Source organism: Corynebacterium choanae, assembly GCF_003813965.1.
GTDB lineage: Bacteria > Actinomycetota > Actinomycetes > Mycobacteriales > Mycobacteriaceae > Corynebacterium > Corynebacterium choanae.
Genome location: NZ_CP033896.1, coordinates 475,964 through 495,473, shown reverse-complemented (window position 1 = coordinate 495,473; position 19,510 = coordinate 475,964). Strand labels below are relative to the sequence as shown.

The window sequence follows — 19,510 nt, the reverse complement described above, 5'->3', positions numbered from 1 at the left end:
AGTATTTGCAGGCTTGTAGAAGTGGAAATAAGAAAGGCTGCCTCCAACACCCAGGTGGTGTCCGAGGCAGCCCAGCGGTAATCAATTACTCCACGACAGAGTTTGCCCCCACGGCATGACCGAACAGGTCAGGCAGGGTGCCGTACCAGGCATCCGCCAATTCCTGCACAGGAATCTCAATGTGCAGATCGTGGCCGTCGGTGATGACAAGTTGCGCCAGGTTCCCGGCAGCACCCGTCGTGCCCAAGCGAACACATGGCACTCCGTGTGCATCGGCGAGTTCTTGGAGTTTGCCAGCATGTGCGGCAGTGGTGGCCACCACTGCCCGGCCAGCGGACTCCGAGTAGAGGGCGGTCACCGCATCGGGATGAACCCCGCGCAGATCAACAGTGACACCCACATGGCCACCCCGGGCGGTGATAGCCATCTCGACGAGGGCTTGCCCCAGGCCACCTTCAGACAAATCATGGGCGGCGGTGATCACTGGTGTCTCAGCTTCGGTTTGTGCACTGAGCAATGCCTGCAACGCCTGTTCCGCAGCAAAGTCGACTTGTGGCGGCAAACCGGAAAGTTCCCCATCTTGCATCACCTGCTGCAGGATCGAACCGCCAAATTCTTGGCAGGTGGTGCCCAACAGGAAGAGTTCTTCCGGCTGGTCGACAGTACCAAGGGTGTGGCCGATGCGGCGGCGCACATCGCTGATCACCCCAAGCACACCAACCACCGGGGTGGGGTGAATAGCTTGGTCGCCGGTTTGGTTATAGAAGGACACATTCCCGCCGGAAACTGGAATAGCAAGCTCCGCGCAGCCATCCGCCAGACCGCGGACTGCTTCCCTAAACTGCCACATCACCGCCGGATCTTCCGGAGAACCAAAGTTGAGACAGTTCGTTACCGCCACAGGGGTTGCCCCGGTGACCGCAACGTTACGGAACGCTTCCGCCAATGCAAGCTGCGCACCAGTACGCGGATCAAGTTTCGTATAGCGACCCGAGCAGTCCGCAGATACTGCCACACCCCGGTTGGTGTCTTCGTCAATACGCAGCACCCCAGCATCAGCGTCTTTCGCCAACACTGTGTTGCCAAGCACATAACGGTCGTATTGGTTGGTGATAAATTCCCGCGAACACAGCGCCGGCGAAGCGGTCATGGTCAAGATCAGCTCACGGATAGCGTCACTGTCTTGCGGGAGAGGAAGTTCCCGCTGCTGCTGGATCTCCGACTGCCAGTCGGGGCGAGTATAGGGACGGTCATATACCGGTCCTTGATGGGCGATCGTGTGCGCCGGTGCATCAACAACCACTTCGCCATGATGGGTGATGATGAGATGGTCACCGTCGGTGACCTCCCCGATCTCTGCACAGGTCACATCCCAGTGGGCACAAATAGCCTGGAACTTTTCGACATCTGCTGGGCGCACCACTGCACACATCCGCTCCTGGGATTCAGAGGAGAGAATCTCTGCGGCAGTCATGTTCTTGGCCCGCAGCGGCACCCGGTCAAGATTAACCTGCATACCACCGTCACCGGCGGCAGCCAGTTCACTGGTTGCACAGGAAAGCCCTGCACCACCTAAGTCTTGAATACCAACAACTACCCCAGCTTGGTACAGCTCAAGGCAGCATTCGATAAGGACTTTCTCCGCAAACGGATCGCCAACCTGCACAGCAGGAAGTTTGCGTTCCGCCCCTGCTTCGAAACTGTCTGAGGCAAGCACACTCACCCCGCCGATGCCGTCAAGACCGGTACGGGCGCCAAAGAGCATCACCTTATTGCCCAGCCCTGAGGCGAACGCCAGTTTCAGGTCTTCCTTCTTCAGCTTGCCCACACACAGCGCATTGACCAGCGGATTGCCCGCATAGCAGTCGTCGAAAACTGTTTCCCCACCGATATTCGGCAGCCCCAAACAGTTGCCGTAGCCGCCAACACCATCAACGACACCGGGAAGCACCCGCTGCGTATCGGGCGCGTCGGCTGGACCAAACCGCAGCTGATCCATCACCGCAATAGGGCGCGCCCCCATCGCCATAATGTCCCGCACAATACCGCCCACACCGGTGGCCGCACCCTGGTGTGGCTCCACATAGGAAGGGTGATTGTGGGATTCGACGCGGAAGGTAACCGCCCACCCGTCACCAACATCGACAACGCCAGCGTTTTCGCCGATACCGGCCAAAATCTTGGAGTTCATCTCTTCGGTCGTGGTTTCCCCAAAGTAGCGCAGATGCACCTTCGAGGACTTATAGGAGCAGTGCTCCGACCACATCACCGAATACATGGCGAGTTCCGCATCGGTGGGGCGGCGGCCAAGGATCTCTTTGATCCGGGCGTATTCATCGTCTTTCAAGCCCAGCGATGCGTACGGCTGGGACTGGTCAGGGTTTGCGGTCGCATCAGCGACAGTGTCTTGAAAATGGGAAGTGTGCTCGGCCATAGGTGTCGACGTCCTTGATCCGCGAAGTAGGAGGAAACGAAAACGAGAAGAAAAAGAAGAAACGAGAAACGAAAAACGAGAAAAAGTGTGAATGAACGACGAAAACAACAGAAAAAGGAGTTAAGCGCAACAATTGTGAACACCCCACAGCGCATACTGGCGTGTGCAGTAATTTCCCGCCCCACAATGTAGGTCACCGCGAGGACAGGAAGAGCAACCTGCACACCAGGGAACACGCCTGCTGTAAGCATTGGACACTCACACCGGCGGGCGAGCTGGGTTGCACCCAACCTTAGGGCACGCCATCTGCGGCACCAGCTGCCAACATAGGGTTGTGTTCCAGGGTCACCAGCACAGCATGGGGAAAGCGCTGCTGTTACGCTGTTTCCAGCAGTGATTGCGTCACCGAAGCAATCAGCTTCAACCCGTCAGTGGAAGGGCCGGTGAGCTGTTCAATCGCATGCTCTGGGTGGGGCATCAACCCCACAATGCGGCGATTTTCACTACACACCCCGGCAATTGCATTGATGGAACCGTTGAAGTTATCGGTGTAGCGGAACACTACCCGGCCTTCATCTTCCAGCATCGCCACTGTTTCCGGGGAAGCTTGGAAGCGCCCCTCACCATGTTTCGCAGGAACAAGTATGTTCTCCCCGGCAGTGAACTGGGAAGTCCAAGCAGTGTCAGCTTGTTCCACGGTGAGATAGGTATCCACACAATGAAAATGCAGGCCTTGATTCCGGGTAAGCACACCCGGCAACAAGCCTGCTTCGGTCAAAATCTGGAACCCGTTACAGATCCCCAACACTGGCATACCCTTACCGGCTGCTTCCACAACAGCAGTCATCATCGGCGCCAGTGCACTAATTGCCCCCGAGCGAAGGTAATCCCCGTAGGAAAACCCGCCCGGAATAATCACAGCATCAACCCCGCTGAGATCCTGATCGGCATGCCATAATGCTTTCGCAGTAGCCCCGCCTAGCTTCACTGCACGTCGGGCATCACCGTCATCTAACGTGCCAGGAAAGGTTACAACCCCAATTGTGGCGCTCACGCTTTGCCACCTTCCACTGCAACGTCAACAATCTCAAAATCTTCCACAACCGTGTTCGCCAGCAAGGTTTCAGCCATATGCTGCACCTGCTCGGCGGTGAGCGAGTCATCGGCTTCAATCACAAACCGTTTACCTTGGCGAACATCGTTGACCCCGGTGATACCGATCCGGCCAAGTGCACGTTGCACTGCCTGGCCTTGCGGGTCGAGGATTTCTTCTTTGGGCATCACATTGACTACGACACGGGCCACTTGGCGGCTCTCCCTATGCGACGTGAATAGTTACAAGTTGTGCCAGCAATATTTTGCTGACCGCGGGATCGTCACCGGCGAATACCACCACAAAATACCACTCTGTTCCAGCGCAGTAAGGCCACGAGCACACAACCCGTTGATCCTTTCACTCCCTGAAGAAACGCTGCTTCTAGCAGGAAAGATATTCGCAGCGTATAGAGGTTTTTCGAGGGGAGTGATGCTGGCATGTAGCACAGTGAATTGCACAGTATTCACACAGTATCGATCACATGCGCCCCCAGCTTACCGCACCAATGTCCACACTTGCCCCCGTCTGCGTGTGAGAACTTCCACCCAACTGCCCCAATTTCACCCCTGATTGTGGGAGAACTCGTGATGCCGCGACCCCATTTCCGCATCGGACACATGGGGCTGCAATAACCTGCCAGTTTGGCCATCACCAGCACCTCATTACCCCTCTTGGTAAGTCGCGTCCCAGCAAGACAACCGTGGCCGTCGCGGCACTCCTGCTCGCTCCCCTTCCCCGGTGATCGTCTGTACGCCGATTTCACTAGCTGCACTGACCGCAACAGTGAAGCGTTCCATGTGCACTATTGCGCAAGCTGTGCGCTGAGGTGCCCAGAGGTGGTTGCTCACTGGGTTATTTCTCGCTGGCGCTACCGTGTGTCTTACCGGGATTGTTTTTCCTACCCGGGTTACTGCACTGGCACCTGCGAGTCGATGAGATCCACAATGGTGTGTGCCGATGGTTCCATCCGGGCTGGGAAACGGCCAATCACCGCCCCTTCCGGGTCAATAAGGAATTTTTCAAAACCACCAGCAATAGGTCCGCGCCCCATGATTACCGCATCCTCGTCGGCGTCATTTACCGCTGCTAACAGCACAGAGATAAGCTCAGCTTGCTGCTCTCCGGTGACTGGAATTGGTCCAACGATTGGGAAGGTCACCCCATAGTCGTCACGTAACGTGTTGGCGATATCTTCCGCTGAATGCGGGCTGGTCGCGAAATCTTCGGTGACTACTGCAACACAGAAAAAGCCACGCATATAAAACTCGTCGAATACTTCCTGAAGTTCGGCAAGCTGCGCTAGCCGGTCACTGTCCGGGTCGACAATAACCAGCAGCAGCACATGGCCTTCATAATTCCCGACTGTGAATACGTCCCCGTCGATGGTGGTGACAGTGGTGTCGAAGATGTTGTCGGCAAGTTCACTCATAGTGAAAAACCCTACGCACCGGCAAGAAACAATGCGCTACTTTGGTAGCAATTTCACACCTCTGCGTCGGCACCACCAGCATGCGGCATGCTCGCCCGACAACAGGCCGGGAAGCTACACGCAGCAGCCGATCCAGTCGCTAAACTTGCGCCCCGAAACCTGCTCGTAGGCTTCGATATAGCGTTGCCGGGTAGCTTCCACCACCGAGCCGGGCAGCTCAGGGGGTTGAGTGTTGGAGCGTTTATCCCACCCGGACTTTGGGGAGGTCAACCAGTCACGCACATATTGCTTGTCGAAGGATGGCTGAATTTGGCCTTCCTTATAGTCCCGCAGTGGCCAGTAGCGGGACGAGTCAGGGGTGAGTACCTCATCGGCAAGTAGCATATGGCCGGCTTTATCCAGGCCGAATTCGAATTTGGTGTCAGCCAAAATCAGCCCGTGGGCAAGCGCCATCTCTGCGGCAGCTGTGTACAGCGACAAGGTTGCATCCCGGAGTTCTTCCGCCCGATCCTGGCCGAGTACTTCGACAACCTGCTCAAAGGTGACGTTTTCATCATGGTCACCGATATCGGCTTTCGTAGCCGGAGTGAAGATGGGTTCCGGTAGCCGGGAAGATTCGGTTAATCCTGCGGGAAGCGTAATGCCACACACTTTGCCTGTTTCGCGATATTCGGCCAGAGCACTGCCGGTGAGATAGCCGCGGGCTACACACTCAAACGGAATCATCGACAGCCGATGGGTGAGCAGGGCACGCCCTAATACTTCCTCCGGGATACGGGGATCATCCGCCGCGCCTGCGAGATGGTTTGGAAAGTCGAGCTGATCAAAGTAGTAGCAGCTCATCGCAGTGAGAATGCGTCCTTTGTCGGGAATCTCAGTGTCGAGCACGTGATCGTAGGCCGAGATCCGGTCAGACGCCACCATCAGTAACGTATCGTCGTCTATCTCGTAGATTTCCCGGACTTTACCGGCGGTGAGATGGGTATAGTCTGACAGTTCAGCACGCATGGTTTGGCAGTGTAGTCCTTCTGGAAACAATTGTGCAGATGTCTGCAAAGTTTTTGCAGCTCCCCTCCCCTGGTGTGGGGTTTCCATTCACTCTTGTTGACTGTGTGTTACCGCTTGGCCGCTACAGCACCGATGCGCTGCATCTCATGCGGTGTGCAGCTACGACAGGTGCGGCAGGGGTTGCCATACAACCTGGTGGGCAGCTTCACTGCCGCCGATAGTGGCAGCTGGCAATCTGGCAGATTGCTCAATAGTGGTCGTGGCAGATTGCATTTTTCCAATTCAATGATTGGATTAGGTGCTATGACATCCCGTTTCGTCTCTCGTGTTCTTGCAGTCGCCGTCGCCGCGGCGATCCCCTGTACCACAGTTTCCCCGGCACATGCCGCAACCGCCACGGTCATCGGCAACACCTGCCAGGTGGAAGGTGAACAGGCCTACACCGATTTGGGTGCCTTATCCGGGGCGACTGGTGAGTTCTTCACCGACCTGAGGCAGCGTATCCGCACTGATAACCCAGCGATTGCTGACAAGTTTCTGCGCGCAGATCAACTCAATGAGCAGCTTGCCGCAAGCGGCGGGGTTGATCGTAGTGCACAAGAAGCCTTGGGCAAGCTCTACGTCGAGATTGATTCGGCAATGCATGAGCAGGGCTACAAGTTCGGCGAATGGCGGCTAGCGTTCCCGCAAGCCATCGCCAACAATAGGGCATTTGATCCACGGGTAGCGATCGATCCTGCCGCGGCCCTTGCAATCGCTGCGAATCCGACCGGATTCCAGGCGGCGATTGATGGGCAACGAGTTGATGCCCGTTTAGGCGCCTACATCAATGGGCTTGAAACGTTAACTGCTCATGCGTCCCCCCGGCTGCAGCAGCTCATTGGGGCTGGCGCAGCTGATCTTGTGGGGCGTGCGCGATCGTTACAGGCAACTGATTTCCGCACAGTCAACGCCGCCTATGCGCGTGCTGCTGCTGAATGCGCAACAGCGTTCGACGCCGCTGGTATCACCGCTGAGGCTGGTTCGTTTAATCAGGTTGTGCCGGATTTGTATGTGCCGGACACTAGTCGGATTGCTGGCACCTCCGGCCCTGGCGACACTGGTATTTTCGCCCCCCTGGAGGCGGTGCACTTATTCCGCGGGGATTCTTCCGATCTCGACTCTGATGCGGTGTTAACAGTGATTGCGGTGTTTATCGCTATTGTTGCGGCGGCAGGTCCGACGGTTATGGCTCGTCTTCCGGAGTTTCTTACTCATCCCCCGGCTCTGTTCCCACCGCGTTAATCAGGTCGTCAACAGCCGCGACATGGTGTTGTGATCAAGGATGATGGGTGGCCGCTGTCTCCTGCGACGGTGGCCACGAGCAGCTGTCTTGCAAGTATTTGCGCTCATCCGGTTGAGGCTTGTATTTGCGCTCATCCGGTTGAGGCCTACAGCCTGCTATTGAAGCAATAGCTTGCACTGCTGTGGTGTTTGTTCCTTTGCGACTGGCTGCTTGGGCTTCGACGACTGGTTCCCGCTGCTACTGCTGCTGGTGAGTGTTACCGGCCGGGTCGGTGGGATGAATACGTGACCTATTACTGGCCGCTGCCTGCTTCAGGCGCCGCTGAATCACCAACATCACCACCACCGACAGCAGGGCAACAAGTACTGCTATTCCTATCCACGAGGTAGCCGCTTGGGTAATCATCGCCTCCCAGGCAGCCCAACCGATCGTGGAATAGATTGCCGCCCACACCGCCACCCCGGGGAGTTGGGCGAGTGCAAATTTCAGCCGGGGCATTCCGATCACCCCGGCGGCCGCAAGCACGACTGTTTGCAACCCAATGGTCAGATAGCAGGCTGGTACTGCAATGAGCCCGTAGCGGTGCAGCATGGTTGTTCCGCTGGCAAGCCGGGGGGATTGCAGCCAGCCTTGGATTGCCTGCACCCAGCGATGGTTTGCTTGCCGCCCCAGGACAGCATGTTCGGTGAAATATTTGGCAATCGAATAGGTGAGATGGCCGCGGCCGAAACCGGCGACGAAAAACACGGTGTACAAGACCGCATATGGCATCTCATAGAACATCGCCGGCATTGTGATTCTCCCAAAACTGCAATGGTGACTGGGGCAGTGACTCGGTGCCAGTGTTGCGGTGATGAAACTAGGCGCACCGCCACCAACCCGCCTTTCCAAACCCTGCGTCGCCGCACCATCGCAAGGATTACTCGCCCATCGTCGGCACCAGATCGCTGTAAATATCAGGTCACAGTACACGATGGCCAAGACGGCTACAGGCCACGTTGTGCACTGCGGGGCGTGTATCAGCGGTAAAAGGCGAGGTGTGTATCGGCGGTAAGCGGTGGGGCAAGCATGAGTCACACCAGTACACGGGGCAGCCCGCCGCAGGCAGAGGGCTGATTCCAGCCGGGTGGCTCGCCGAACCAACCGCGAGGCGCGATGCCCACCTGGCGGGCGGATCACCCACCAGGCAGTGCTCCCTCTACCCCGGGAGGGATACTCCCCCGGGGTAGCGGGGATACGTCCCCACTCGGCGGGACGTGGGGGTTGCGAGAAGGGGATGCACCGATGGTGTTCTTACAGAATCTCCCCGGGGGCGTAGTGTTTCGCCTCTGGGTAGGAGTCAAGGAGATCATTGACCCGGCCGACTACCCGTCGCACCTGTGACGATGCAGCACCGATAAAGGCTTTCCGGTCGGCGAGCGCTTCGCTGAGTTCTGCTTCGCTCAGCGGCATCCGGGGATCGGCAGCCAATCGGGCGAGGAGATCCTGCTCCCCGCCGCGTTCCCGCATATCGAGGGCAACTTGCACCGCGTGTTCTTTGATGAGTTCGTGGGCGGTTTCCCGTCCAACCCCGGCGCGCACCGCAGCCATCAGGATGCGGGTGGTAGCCAAAAATGGCAGATACCGGGTGAGTTCTTTGTCGATCATGGCGGGGAAGGCGCCGAATTCGTCGAGCACGGTGAGGAAGGTTTCAAACATGCCGTCGATGGCGAAGAACGCATCCGGCAGTGCCACGCGGCGTACCACGGAGCAGAAGACGTCGCCTTCGTTCCATTGCTGTCCGGCGAGATCGCCGGCCATTGCCGCGTAGCCGCGAAGGATGACTTGCAGGCCGCCGACTCGTTCGCAGGAGCGGGCGTTCATTTTGTGGGGCATGGCCGATGAGCCGACTTGGCCTTCTTTGAATCCTTCGGTGACGATTTCGTTGCCGGCCATCAGGCGGATGGTGTGTGCCAGCGAGGAGGGTGCGGCGCCGAGTTGGACGAGGGCGCTGAGCACTTCATAGTCGAGGGAGCGAGGATAGACTTGACCGACAGAGTCGAAGAGTCGGTTGAATCCGAGATGGTCGGCGATGATGGTTTCGAGGGAGGCGAGTTTTGCCTCATCGCCGCCGAGCAGGTCGAGCATGTCTTGGGAGGTGCCCATCGGCCCTTTGATGCCGCGCAGCGGATAGCGGTGGATGAGTTGTTCGATGCGTTCGCAGGCGACGAGGAGTTCGTCGGCGGCGGTGGCGAATCGTTTGCCGAGGGTGGTGGCTTGGGCGGCGACGTTGTGGCTACGGCCAGCCATAACAAGGGTTTCGTAGGCGGCGGCACGCTGCGCGAGCCGGTCGGCGACTGCTACTGCTTTGACCAGGATGAGTTTCAGCGAGGCAACGATTTGCAGCTGTTCGACGTTTTCGGTGAGGTCACGGCTGGTCATGCCTTTGTGGATGTGTTCTTGCCCGGCGAGGGCGTTGAACTCTTCGATGCGGGCTTTCACATCATGCCGGGTGACTCGTTCACGGGCGGCAATGGAGTCTAAGTCCACCTGGTCGATGACTTGTTCGTAGGCGTCGATGGCGGCTGGGGGAATGTCGATCCCCAGGGAGGCTTGGGCTTTCATCACCGCGATCCACAGTTGACGTTCGGCGATGATTTTGTTTTCTGCCCGCCACAGGTCGGTGAGTTCCGGGGAGGCGTAGCGGGTGGCAAGAATATTGGCGATGGGGGCGTTGTCAGTCACAAATATTCATTATCCCAGAAAGCAGCGGGGTGTGTCGCCCAGCGGGTGGGCCATTGTTCAGGGCGATGCTGTGGTGCTTGGTTCGCTGATCGGGGGTTGGGGGTGGCGACGGTGCGGTGCGAATCGGATGGGTTGGCTATGTGTTAGGCGTGTTTTGTTGCATCACTGCTGTGCCGCGGCAAGGTGATGGGTCACTGCACCCCGGCAGCATGGTTGCGGTGGTTGCGTGCACGGTCAGCGGTTGCCGGGTGCTCTGGCACCATGCGGGTGTGTTCCTTGTGCATGGTGCCACAGTGTTGCTAGTCAGCGGCGCCGAACTCTTCTAGGGCTTGAATAGAGCCGGCGGCGATCACTAAGTCACCTGAGTGCATGATGGTCTCCGGGGTGGCGATGCGGAAGGTTCCTTCGGCGGGTCGGATCGCCACAATAGAGATCTCGCCTTGCACCGCGGAGATCGGCTGCCCGAGCAGGCTTACCGGCGGGGCGACTTTCACCAGGGCGAAGTCCCGGTCAAATTCAGCGTATTCTTCCACCCGGCCGGTGATGACATGGGCGATTCGGCGGCCAGTGTCCCGGTCGGGACGGATGACATGATGTACCCCGATTTGGGAAAGGATTTTGGCATGGTTGACGTTGTCGGCTTTCGCCCACACATTCGGCACCCCAAGGTCGAGGACGGTGGAGGCGGTCAAGAGCGACGCACCCATGTCGGAGCCGATACCGATGACGACCCGCTGTGCTTCGTGAACAGAGAGTTGGCGTAACGCATCCGGGTTGGTGGTGTCGGCTTGGGCGACGTGGGTGAGCAGTGGTGCTGCTCGTTTGACGACTTCTTCATCGTCGTCGATGCCCAATACTTCCACCCCGGAGGCCACCAGCTCTTCCCCGAGGGCCATTCCGAAGCGACCCAGCCCCAAAATAACCACCAGGGGCACGTTTTTCTTCGACCAGAACTTAACCAATGAGCGGCCTTTCATCAGGATAGGAATACAGGCGGGTGTGGTGACGGGCGGCCAGGGCTGCCACCAGGGTGATCGGCCCGATCCGCCCGGCATACATCAGCAATGTGATGACCAGTTTCGCACTTGTCGGCAGCACAGCGGTAATACCGGTGGACAGGCCGACGGTGGCGATCGCCGAGATCGCTTCGAATGCGAGCTGTGAGGTGGGAATATATGGCACCAGCAGCATCAGGGCACCGATTGCGGAAGTCACCAGCACAACAGCCATGGTGGCCACAGCCATCGCCTGCCGGACGACCCGGTTTTGGATGCGGCGACCAAACACCATCACCTGTTCGTCGGAGCGGATTTCGGCGATGACCACTGCCACCAGCACCGCGAGGGTGGTGATTTTAATGCCGCCCGCAGTGCCACCGGAGCCACCACCGGTGATCATTAATGCGTCGGTGAGCATCAACGAGGTAGGATGCATCGCCCCAAAGTCGACGGTGTTAAACCCGGCGGTGCGGGTGGTGATTGATTGGAATGCTGCAGACAGCAGTTTGCCGGACACAGGCTGCCCAGCAAACGCCCCATTCCATTCCATTGTGGCAAAGCCCACAAACCCCACCACCAGCAGCAGGACGGTACCGATGAGGGTAAACCGGGCAGTGAGCGAGAGCTGCGGCAAATGCCGGACACGTTGACTGCGGCGTCGTGCCCGCAGTGATAATTCCAGCAGCACCGGATAGCCAAGCCCGCCGATGACAATCGCTATAGAGATTGGCAGCAGCATGCCGATATCAAACACGTAGGGCACCAGATTGTCGGTGCGCAGCGAAAATCCGGCATTGTTAAACGCCGAAATAGAGTGGAAAATCCCCTCCCAGGTGGCGGCTGCCCAGCTGTAGCCGTATCCGAAATGGAACCGCCACGTCAACAGTCCAGCAACCAACGTTTCAATAGCGAACGTAAACGACAAGGTGGCGATCAGGAGTGTTTTCACTTCCCCCAAATGCACCCCGCCGCGACCTTCCGCGGCGGTGTTCAGCCGGGATTTCACCCCGATACGGCCAGCGATAATCCACGACACCAGCGTGGAAAGCATAATAATGCCTAATCCGCCAAGCTGGATAAGCATGAGGATGACGAACTGGCCAAAATGCGACCAGTAGGTGGCCGTATCGACCACAATCAGCCCTGTTAAACACGTGGCCGACGTGGCAGTAAATAGCGCGGTCACCAAATCGGCGGAACCGGCACCAGCCGGACGGGCAATCGGTAACAGCAGCACAATCGTGCCGAGCACAATCAACGACAGAAAAGAAAACGCCACTAGCTGTGCGGGCTTCGCCTGCGCGCCGCCGGAATGGTTGCGCTGCCAACGGCGCAGCACCACGGCTGCTTTTTGTGCCATGGAAACCCCTTTCCCGCACCGCCATCGGACACGGCTGCACCACTAACAAATCAATCCGTCGCACACCTGCACCGACTGGTCAATCAACAGCTGCGGACACAGCATCCTTAGCTCGTGCAACACCACACCAAGGTGCAACACCACCAGGTGCACACTGCACCACTGCAATGATGCTGCAAGCGCCAGCCGACCAGCCAGCAACACACCACGCATGGCACCGCGGCTGGTTATCAGTCAGACGGTCACGCTGTGAGCGATACGGGACAACACACTAGCACTGCACCCGGCACCCCGCAGACAATCACCACAGCAATCCTGCCCGGAAATCATCACCGGGCTGGGGATGATGCCGAAGATAGGCATCACACCCCAGCCCTGCTTAGTGATGCAACCAACAGTATGCAGCTGCCCGTGGTAAACCGAATCGACAGCGAGACTGATGATGGTGCTATAGCAAGTGCTCCTGCAAGCTATTTCGCAACCGGTTCCCGGTTGCCGAGGCGAATCTTTTTCACTTCCCTGGCCTGTTCCACATCGGCGTCAGTAAACCCGAACAGATACGTCAAGGTAAACGACACCACCAGCGCCACCCCGGAGGCGATGAGGAAGCCCCAGAAACTAAAGTCGAGGCCTTCCGGGTTGACGAAGGAGGTAAAGCCGATGAGCGAACCGGTGAACCCCCACATGTTGACGTTGAACAGCCCGGTGAGCAAACCACCTGCGGCACCGCCGATCGAGGCCATAATAAACACCCGACCATATTTCAGGTTGAGACCATACATAGCCGGTTCGGTAACACCACAGAACGCGGAGATCGCGGCAGGTCCGGCCAACCCTTTGATCTTGTCGATCTTCGACTTGACGAAAATAGCGAGCACTGCACCACCTTGCGCAACCATGGTCGCAGAGATGATCGCATTGAGATAGGAATGTCCGGTGTTGGCAATATCTTGCGCCACCAGCGGGATCACTGCCCAGTGCAGGCCGAAAATGACCAACACCTGGTAGAAGCCGCCGATAAACAGCCCCGAGATCGTCGGGGACAGATCGTAGAGCCACTGGATAGAGTTCGCGATACCACCAGAGATCAGCATGACGATCGGGCCGAGCAGCAGCAAAATCGCCAACGAAACAATGACCACTTCCAACAGTGGAACGAAAATCATGCGCACCGTGTTCGGAATAATCCGCTTCAGCCACGGCTCGACCTTGGAGGCAACCCAGGCGGCCACAATGATTGGGAAAATCGAGTAACTATAGGACGCAATGTTGATCGGCAACCCGAAGAAATCACCGTTGAGCGGCACCGACAGTACCGAACCGGTAGCGTCTTGACCGGCCAAGGTGATAATCGACGGGTGGGTGAGCACACCACCGATAATCGCCACAATAATCGGGTCGGCACCGAGGCGTTTCGCCGCCGTGAAACCGACGAATATTGGCAGGAAGAAGAACACCGAGTCCGACATCGCATTGATGATCTGATAGGTGTTCGAATCATTAGTGGTGAGATCGAAGGTGGTGAGCAGGGATAAAATACCCTTGATAATGCCGGATGCGGCAAGCAGACCAATGATGGGGATCATTGATCCGGTGATCACCCCGATGAGGGAGGAAAAGCCCCATTTGATCCAGCCGAAGAAGGAATCTGGGCGGGGTGCGCTCTCCGCGGGGGCGTCGCCGCCGGCAGCCCCGTCGCCCAGCTGGGCGACGATCGCATCGTAGACATCTTCCACATCAGGGCCGATGACGACCTGATATTGGCCGCCGGCTTTCACCACATCGATCACCCCGTCCAGGGCGGCGATCGCTGCATCGTCGGCTTTGCTTTCGTCGTGCAGATAGAAACGTTCCCGGGTGATGCAGTGCGTCACCGACTTCACATTGGATTTCCCGCCAACCAGGTTGATGATGTCCCAGGCAAGCGCATCAAAACCGGTGAGTTCGCTCGGACGTTGCGCTGCCGGCGCTGGCGAGTCGGTGGTCGTCGCTACAGCGGTTCCTGCAGATGTCGCCGCAACCGGTGCTGCTGCCTTTTTTGCGGCTTTCGGCAGCACAGCTACCTGTGCCACCGGGGCGGCAGCCGCAGCCTGGCCGAGGCTGAGCGCAATATCACCGTCGACTCGTTTTTTCGAGTTAGTGACAGCCACCACAATGGTGGTGTCTTTCCCGGCGTCCACGATGGCCTGGGTGTCCATGGTGCCAAACGGGTCACCGGCGGTAATCACATCGCCACGAGCAACAGTTAAGGTAAATGACGCGCCGCCAAGTTCGACGGTGTCAATACCCAGGTGAACGAGCAGATCCACCCCGTCGTCGGTGCGGATACCGATGGCATGGACGGTTTTGGCAACCATGGTGATTTTTCCGGACATGGGGGCAACAACGGTGTCACTTGCCGGATGGGACACCCCGAAGCCGTCACCGACCCCTTTCGAGGCAAAGACCTTATCGGGGACGTCAGTAATCGGGATGATGGTGCCCGCGGCGGGCGACAGCAACGTCAGCTGAGCAACGTTATCAGTCATATCATCAACCTGCCTTTCCAAATAGTGCCACAGCGTTGAAGACCATGTGGCCGGTGAGAGGGTGAAGAAATGAAGTGGGTAAGCAATGAAACGAGGTGGGTAAGTGCAGAAACGAACCAGGTGGGGTGCAGTGCTGCAGGTTCACCGAGTTATCTGTTGGTGAGCTGCAGCGATCCGCGATGCAGTGACTTAGCTACGCGTATCGACTAGCACGGCAACCACCTCATAGGGGCGCAGTTCCATCGTGGGTGCCAGCGTCGGTGCGTCATAGTTACCGATCAGCACAGACCCGTCGATAAAGGGTGCTTCGACGGTGATGGATTGCGTCTCCGCAGTCATATTCGCCGCGACAAGCAGCTGCTCATTGTTTAACGTGCGGCGATAACCGAACACGTTGGCATAGTCGGCGAATTCCTGCTGATAGTCACCATCAGCAATCAGCGGCATGTCGTGGCGCAATGCAATGAGTTTCCGATAAAACGGCAATATTTCACCGGTGGCTGCTGCTTGTTTGACGTTGATCTCATCTTGCCGGGATGGCTGCAGCCACGGGGTGCCGGTGGTAAACCCGGCTCCAGGTGTGTCATCCCACTGCATTGGTGTGCGTGCATTATCCCGGGCTTTCGCAAGCACTGCAGCGAACGCATCGTCCGGGGATGATCCGGCCGCCACCAGCGCGGCATACGCGTTGCGTGCCTCAACATCGACATAGTCGTCGATGCTGGTGTATTCCGGGTCGACCATGCCGATCTCTTCGCCCATATACACAAACGGGGTGCCCCGCAGCAGATGCAGCATTGCCGCCAGCATCATGGCAGATTTCTCCCGATATTCGCCGGCATCACCGAAACGATTAATAGCCCGAGGCTGGTCATGGTTATTCCAAAACAGCGCATTCCAGCCGCCGCCGGCCTGCATCCCCGCAGCCCAATCGTGAATAATTTGCTGTAAAGCGACAAGATCAGCGGGCATGGTGGTCCATTTTTGCCCGTTTTCATAGTCCACCTTGAGATGGTGGAAGCTAAACACCATGTCAAGTTCGTGATTGTCCGGATTCGAATAGCCGACACACCGCTCAGTAGTCGTCGAAGACATCTCCCCCACGGTGACGGTTGCCGGGTCTTGCCCGAAACTTGCCTGGTTGAGCTCTTGCAAAAACTCGTCAACATACACCCCATCGGTGTACATGAGGCGATCATCAACCCCTGCTGGCGCATCAAGCAATTCCGTGTTTTTACCAATTAGGTTGATGACATCAAAACGGAAACCAGTCACCCCGCGGTCACGCCAAAAATTCACAATGCGGGCGGCTTCCTCCCGGACTGCTGGATGATGCCAGTTCAAATCAGCCTGGGTGACATCAAAAAGGTGCAAATAATATTGGCCGCTCTCCCCCAACGGCTCCCAGGTGGGACCGCCGAATTTCGACACCCAGTTTGTCGGCAGGGAACCGTCTTCCTGCGGGGGTCGCACAATATAGCGGTCGATATATTCTTGCTCACCGGCAAGTGCACGTTGGAACCACTCATGTTCGGTGGAGGTGTGGTTGAGCACCATGTCGAGCATGACGCCAACTCCGCGATCCCGCAGTGCTTGAACAAGCTCGGTGAAGTCGTCCATCGTGCCCATGGCCGGATCGATCGCATAGTAGTCGGCAATGTCGTAGCCGTTGTCCCGTCCCGGGGAGACGAAGAAGGGGTTGAACCACACCATATCGACGCCCAGGCTGGCAATATAGTCCGCCCGCTCGATAATGCCGCGCAGGTCGCCGACCCCGTCGCCGGTGGAGTCTTGGAATGACTTGGGGTAAATCTGGTAGATCACCTGATGGTGAAAGGGTCGCGGACTCACGATTAGTAGCACCCTTTTCTGCCCAACGGCGTTGACTACTTAACAACTGCAGGCCGTTTGTGACGCCAGTCTCTTTGGAAGGCTAGCTGCGCAACCTTGCACACTGACCGTATCATTTAGTCATACTATTCGACGATTATGTCGTCGAACACACACCCTAAGTGCTACCCCGCAGCAAACAAAAGCGATGAGTTGCAGCCAGAGAAACCTCCCCCTATTCAGGCGGTTTCATCGACACCTCATCACGGCATAAGCGGGCAGCTTGTGGGACTGCTCACACTTCCAGGTTCACTCATCGATCAACCCCAACCACGGATTTTTGTCCCTAAACAACCAGTACATCATCCCTGGCTGCAGGAAGGCAGCTGCCGGCACAGCATCCCCCCGGCGACGCCCCGCATGCTGTACGCAACAACAGTAACCGGCTGACCACAAGCCGTCGCTGCAACAACGAACCGAATGCTTCTTTGCAGGCATGCCCCCTGGAAACCAGGAAAGGCAGGCACCACCTGCGGCGGAGCCTGCCTTTCCTGCGATGCAGTAAGCAACGATGGGTTTACGTCTCGGGGATCACCACCGGGTCGATGGTGGTAGCCCCAATATCGCGCCGGTAGAAACTCCCCGGCAGGCTAATGTGTCCGAGTGTGTCATAGGCCTGTTTCCGGGCGGCGGTAAGATCCGCACCGTGGCCAACAATGCCCAGCACTCGACCCCCTGCAGAACATAATGTTCCCTGCTCGTCAACGCGAGTTCCAGCATGCAAAATAGCTGCGTCACCTGGATGTTCTTCGATCACGATGGCATCCCCGGTACGTGGCTTTGCCGGATAGCCTTCCGCCGCCAGCACCACAATGCAGGCAGCGCCATCTTTCCACTGTAGTGGCGGCAGGGAGGCCAGCTTCCCAGTGGCAGTTGCGTGCAATACTTCCCCCAGTGGTGACTTGAGCAGCGATAGCACCGCTTGGGTTTCCGGGTCGCCGAAGCGGCAGTTAAATTCGACCACCGCAGGTCCCCGCTTTCCCCAAGCAAGGCCTGCATAGAGCAATCCTGAATATGGGGTGCCGCGCCGCACCATGGCAGCGGCTACCGGTTCAACCACGGTCTGCACGATGTGCTCTACTGCTGCTGCGGACACCCACGGCAGTGGGGTGTAGGCCCCCATGCCGCCAGTGTTTGGCCCTTCATCATTGTCATAGGCGCGTTTGTGATCCTGGGCAGGCAGCAGTGGCACCACGGTTTCCCCATCGACCAGGCAGAACAGGGAAATCTCCGGACCGTCGAGGAAAGATTCGAATAACACGTCATGCCCGGCTTGCAGGACTGCTTGCGCATGTGCGGCAGCATCATTTCGATCTGCGGTGACCACCACACCTTTACCACCGGCCAAACCATCATCTTTCACCACCCAGGTAGGCCCCATGGCGTCTAATGCGGCGTCCAGCGTTGCGGCCGAATCCGCCGGAGTAACCCGGGTAACCTCCGCGGTAAGCACCCCAGCTTCTTCCATCACCTGTTTGGCAAACAGCTTTGAACCTTCCAGCATTGCGGCGGCCTTCGACGGACCAAAGACCGCAAAGCCGGCTGCCCGTAAATCATCAGCAACCCCGGCAACAAGTGGCTGCTCGGGGCCGATCACCACCAAATCAGCGTTTACCGCACGCGCTAGCGACACCATCATGGCGCCATCGGTGATATCGACTGGCTGATTCTCTACTTCGGCCACAAGTTCCCCAAGATCAGCCATTCCCGCATTTCCGGGGGCGATCGTGAGGGAGTTCACTGCCGGATCAGCGTAAAGTCCAAGAGCAAGAGCATGTTCACGGGCACCAGAGCCAAGAAGAAGGACGCGCATAACAGTTGATCCTACCCATCGCCGGCGGTGCATCACCCCCGGATCTCCCACGAACCAACTATGTGGGTGCACACTCCTACCCCCGATTCTTGCCCGCTGTGCACTGCCCATCGCACACCAGGCCTGAAGCACCAGCCGCACCCAGCCTCATCACCACACCGTGAGACCACCCTGATGTGGCGTTGGCATCTTTGAGGGAACGGGGACAGCTTCACCCATCACCATTGCAGCGCACCAAACCTATTCGACAAACACAGCAACAACTCCTGCAGACACAGCAACAACCGCGGCACACAACTGGTTGCCGGATCAGGTTTGCCCCGCTGACTCGGAGCGAAGGGGGCGGTCTTCTTGAGTAGGATAAACAGTCATGGACTCGATTTTTACCAAGATTATCTGCAATGAAATCCCCGGCACCTTCATCTATCGGGATGAACAGGTAGTGGCGTTTTTCGACATTAGCCCGCTGGCCTATGGGCACACCCTGGTGGTTCCGGTGGAACAAGTAGATCGCTGGACTGACTTGTCCCCTGAACTGTGGCAGCATCTCACCGAAGTGGCGCAAATCATTGGTCAGGCCGTCATTGCAGTGTGCGGCAGCGCCCGGGCGGGGGAAGTGATTGCTGGTTTTGATGTTCCCCACACCCATATTCATGTTTTCCCAGCCAATTCACTCGCCGACTACAACTTCGCCAATCAGATTGCCCCTGATGCGGTTGACCAGGAACGTTTCGCGGAAACTGCGGCTGCAATGCGGAAGTATCTGGGAACTGACGACAACGGTTTCCGGCGCGCCGACAACTGTTAGCAGCAAACCCGCAGGGGCGAAAGCACTCAACGCTTACTACGCGATGCTGTTGCCCTGATCTCCCCCTGCTGCCTGGTGGCGAGGGTGTATATCCTTTCATCTTTTCGTCAATATTTTGTTGCCCAGCGATGGTTGCC

The 19,510-nt window shown here is 57.7% G+C and carries 15 protein-coding genes; 3 read left to right on the top strand and 12 right to left on the bottom strand.

What is annotated here, in order from left to right:
- Nucleotides 1-85 precede the first annotated feature (85 nt).
- The 5 genes from purL to CCHOA_RS01740 form a co-directional block, all read right to left on the bottom strand.
- Complete coding sequence (purL, locus tag CCHOA_RS01760; RefSeq protein WP_123926129.1) at nucleotides 86-2,434, bottom strand: phosphoribosylformylglycinamidine synthase subunit PurL; 2,349 nt, start codon at nucleotides 2,432-2,434, stop codon at nucleotides 86-88.
- 376 nt (nucleotides 2,435-2,810) lie between these two features.
- The gene (purQ, locus tag CCHOA_RS01755; RefSeq protein WP_123926127.1) at nucleotides 2,811-3,488 is read right to left on the bottom strand and encodes a phosphoribosylformylglycinamidine synthase subunit PurQ; all 678 of its coding nucleotides are present in this window, start codon (nucleotides 3,486-3,488) and stop codon (nucleotides 2,811-2,813) included.
- The gene (purS, locus tag CCHOA_RS01750; RefSeq protein ID WP_123926125.1) at nucleotides 3,485-3,739 is read right to left on the bottom strand and encodes a phosphoribosylformylglycinamidine synthase subunit PurS; all 255 of its coding nucleotides are present in this window, start codon (nucleotides 3,737-3,739) and stop codon (nucleotides 3,485-3,487) included. Before purS ends, purQ begins: the two co-directional genes overlap by 4 nt.
- 698 nt (nucleotides 3,740-4,437) lie before the next feature.
- The gene (locus tag CCHOA_RS01745) at nucleotides 4,438-4,959 is read right to left on the bottom strand and encodes a hypothetical protein (protein WP_123926123.1); all 522 of its coding nucleotides are present in this window, start codon (nucleotides 4,957-4,959) and stop codon (nucleotides 4,438-4,440) included.
- 114 nt (nucleotides 4,960-5,073) lie between these two features.
- Nucleotides 5,074-5,967, bottom strand: a complete 894-nt coding sequence (locus CCHOA_RS01740) for a phosphoribosylaminoimidazolesuccinocarboxamide synthase (protein WP_123926121.1) — start codon at nucleotides 5,965-5,967, stop codon at nucleotides 5,074-5,076.
- A 38-nt stretch (nucleotides 5,968-6,005) separates the two neighbouring features.
- Here CCHOA_RS01740 and CCHOA_RS01735 point away from each other — a divergent pair, with 38 nt between their 5' ends.
- Together CCHOA_RS01735 and CCHOA_RS01730 are read left to right on the top strand one after the other, a co-directional pair.
- Nucleotides 6,006-6,188, top strand: coding sequence for a hypothetical protein (locus CCHOA_RS01735; RefSeq protein WP_123926119.1), 183 nt, complete (start codon nucleotides 6,006-6,008; stop codon nucleotides 6,186-6,188).
- An 82-nt stretch (nucleotides 6,189-6,270) separates the two neighbouring features.
- Entirely contained in the window at nucleotides 6,271-7,251 is a 981-nt protein-coding gene (locus tag CCHOA_RS01730) for a hypothetical protein (protein ID WP_123926117.1), read from the top strand.
- A 238-nt stretch (nucleotides 7,252-7,489) separates the two neighbouring features.
- Here the strand turns inward: CCHOA_RS01730 and CCHOA_RS01725 are convergent, their stop codons facing one another.
- From CCHOA_RS01725 to purD, 7 genes are all read right to left on the bottom strand, one after another.
- On the bottom strand, nucleotides 7,490-8,035 hold the full coding sequence (locus CCHOA_RS01725; protein ID WP_123926115.1) for a DedA family protein: 546 nt from the start codon (nucleotides 8,033-8,035) through the stop codon (nucleotides 7,490-7,492).
- A gap of 510 nt (nucleotides 8,036-8,545) precedes the next feature.
- Entirely contained in the window at nucleotides 8,546-9,976 is a 1,431-nt protein-coding gene (purB, locus tag CCHOA_RS01720; protein WP_123926113.1) for an adenylosuccinate lyase, read from the bottom strand.
- Between the two features lie 299 nt (nucleotides 9,977-10,275).
- Entirely contained in the window at nucleotides 10,276-10,938 is a 663-nt protein-coding gene (locus CCHOA_RS01715; RefSeq protein ID WP_123930629.1) for a potassium channel family protein, read from the bottom strand.
- A complete protein-coding gene (locus CCHOA_RS01710; protein WP_123926111.1) occupies nucleotides 10,931-12,334 on the bottom strand; it encodes a TrkH family potassium uptake protein in 1,404 nt (467 codons plus the stop codon). The genes CCHOA_RS01715 and CCHOA_RS01710 overlap by 8 nt, the downstream gene beginning before the upstream one ends.
- Nucleotides 12,335-12,804: 470 nt before the next feature.
- Nucleotides 12,805-14,862 (bottom strand): PTS sugar transporter subunit IIABC, encoded by a 2,058-nt coding sequence (locus tag CCHOA_RS01705; RefSeq protein WP_123926109.1) that lies wholly within the window; start codon nucleotides 14,860-14,862, stop codon nucleotides 12,805-12,807.
- A 189-nt stretch (nucleotides 14,863-15,051) separates the two neighbouring features.
- Nucleotides 15,052-16,713: an alpha,alpha-phosphotrehalase gene (locus CCHOA_RS01700; RefSeq protein ID WP_123926107.1), complete on the bottom strand. Its 1,662-nt coding sequence runs from the start codon at nucleotides 16,711-16,713 to the stop codon at nucleotides 15,052-15,054.
- 556 nt (nucleotides 16,714-17,269) lie between these two features.
- The gene (gene purD / locus CCHOA_RS01695; RefSeq protein WP_123926106.1) at nucleotides 17,270-18,565 is read right to left on the bottom strand and encodes a phosphoribosylamine--glycine ligase; all 1,296 of its coding nucleotides are present in this window, start codon (nucleotides 18,563-18,565) and stop codon (nucleotides 17,270-17,272) included.
- A gap of 370 nt (nucleotides 18,566-18,935) precedes the next feature.
- Between purD and CCHOA_RS01690 the strand changes: the two genes are divergently transcribed.
- Complete coding sequence (locus tag CCHOA_RS01690) at nucleotides 18,936-19,373, top strand: HIT family protein (RefSeq protein WP_123926104.1); 438 nt, start codon at nucleotides 18,936-18,938, stop codon at nucleotides 19,371-19,373.
- Nucleotides 19,374-19,510 lie beyond the last annotated feature (137 nt).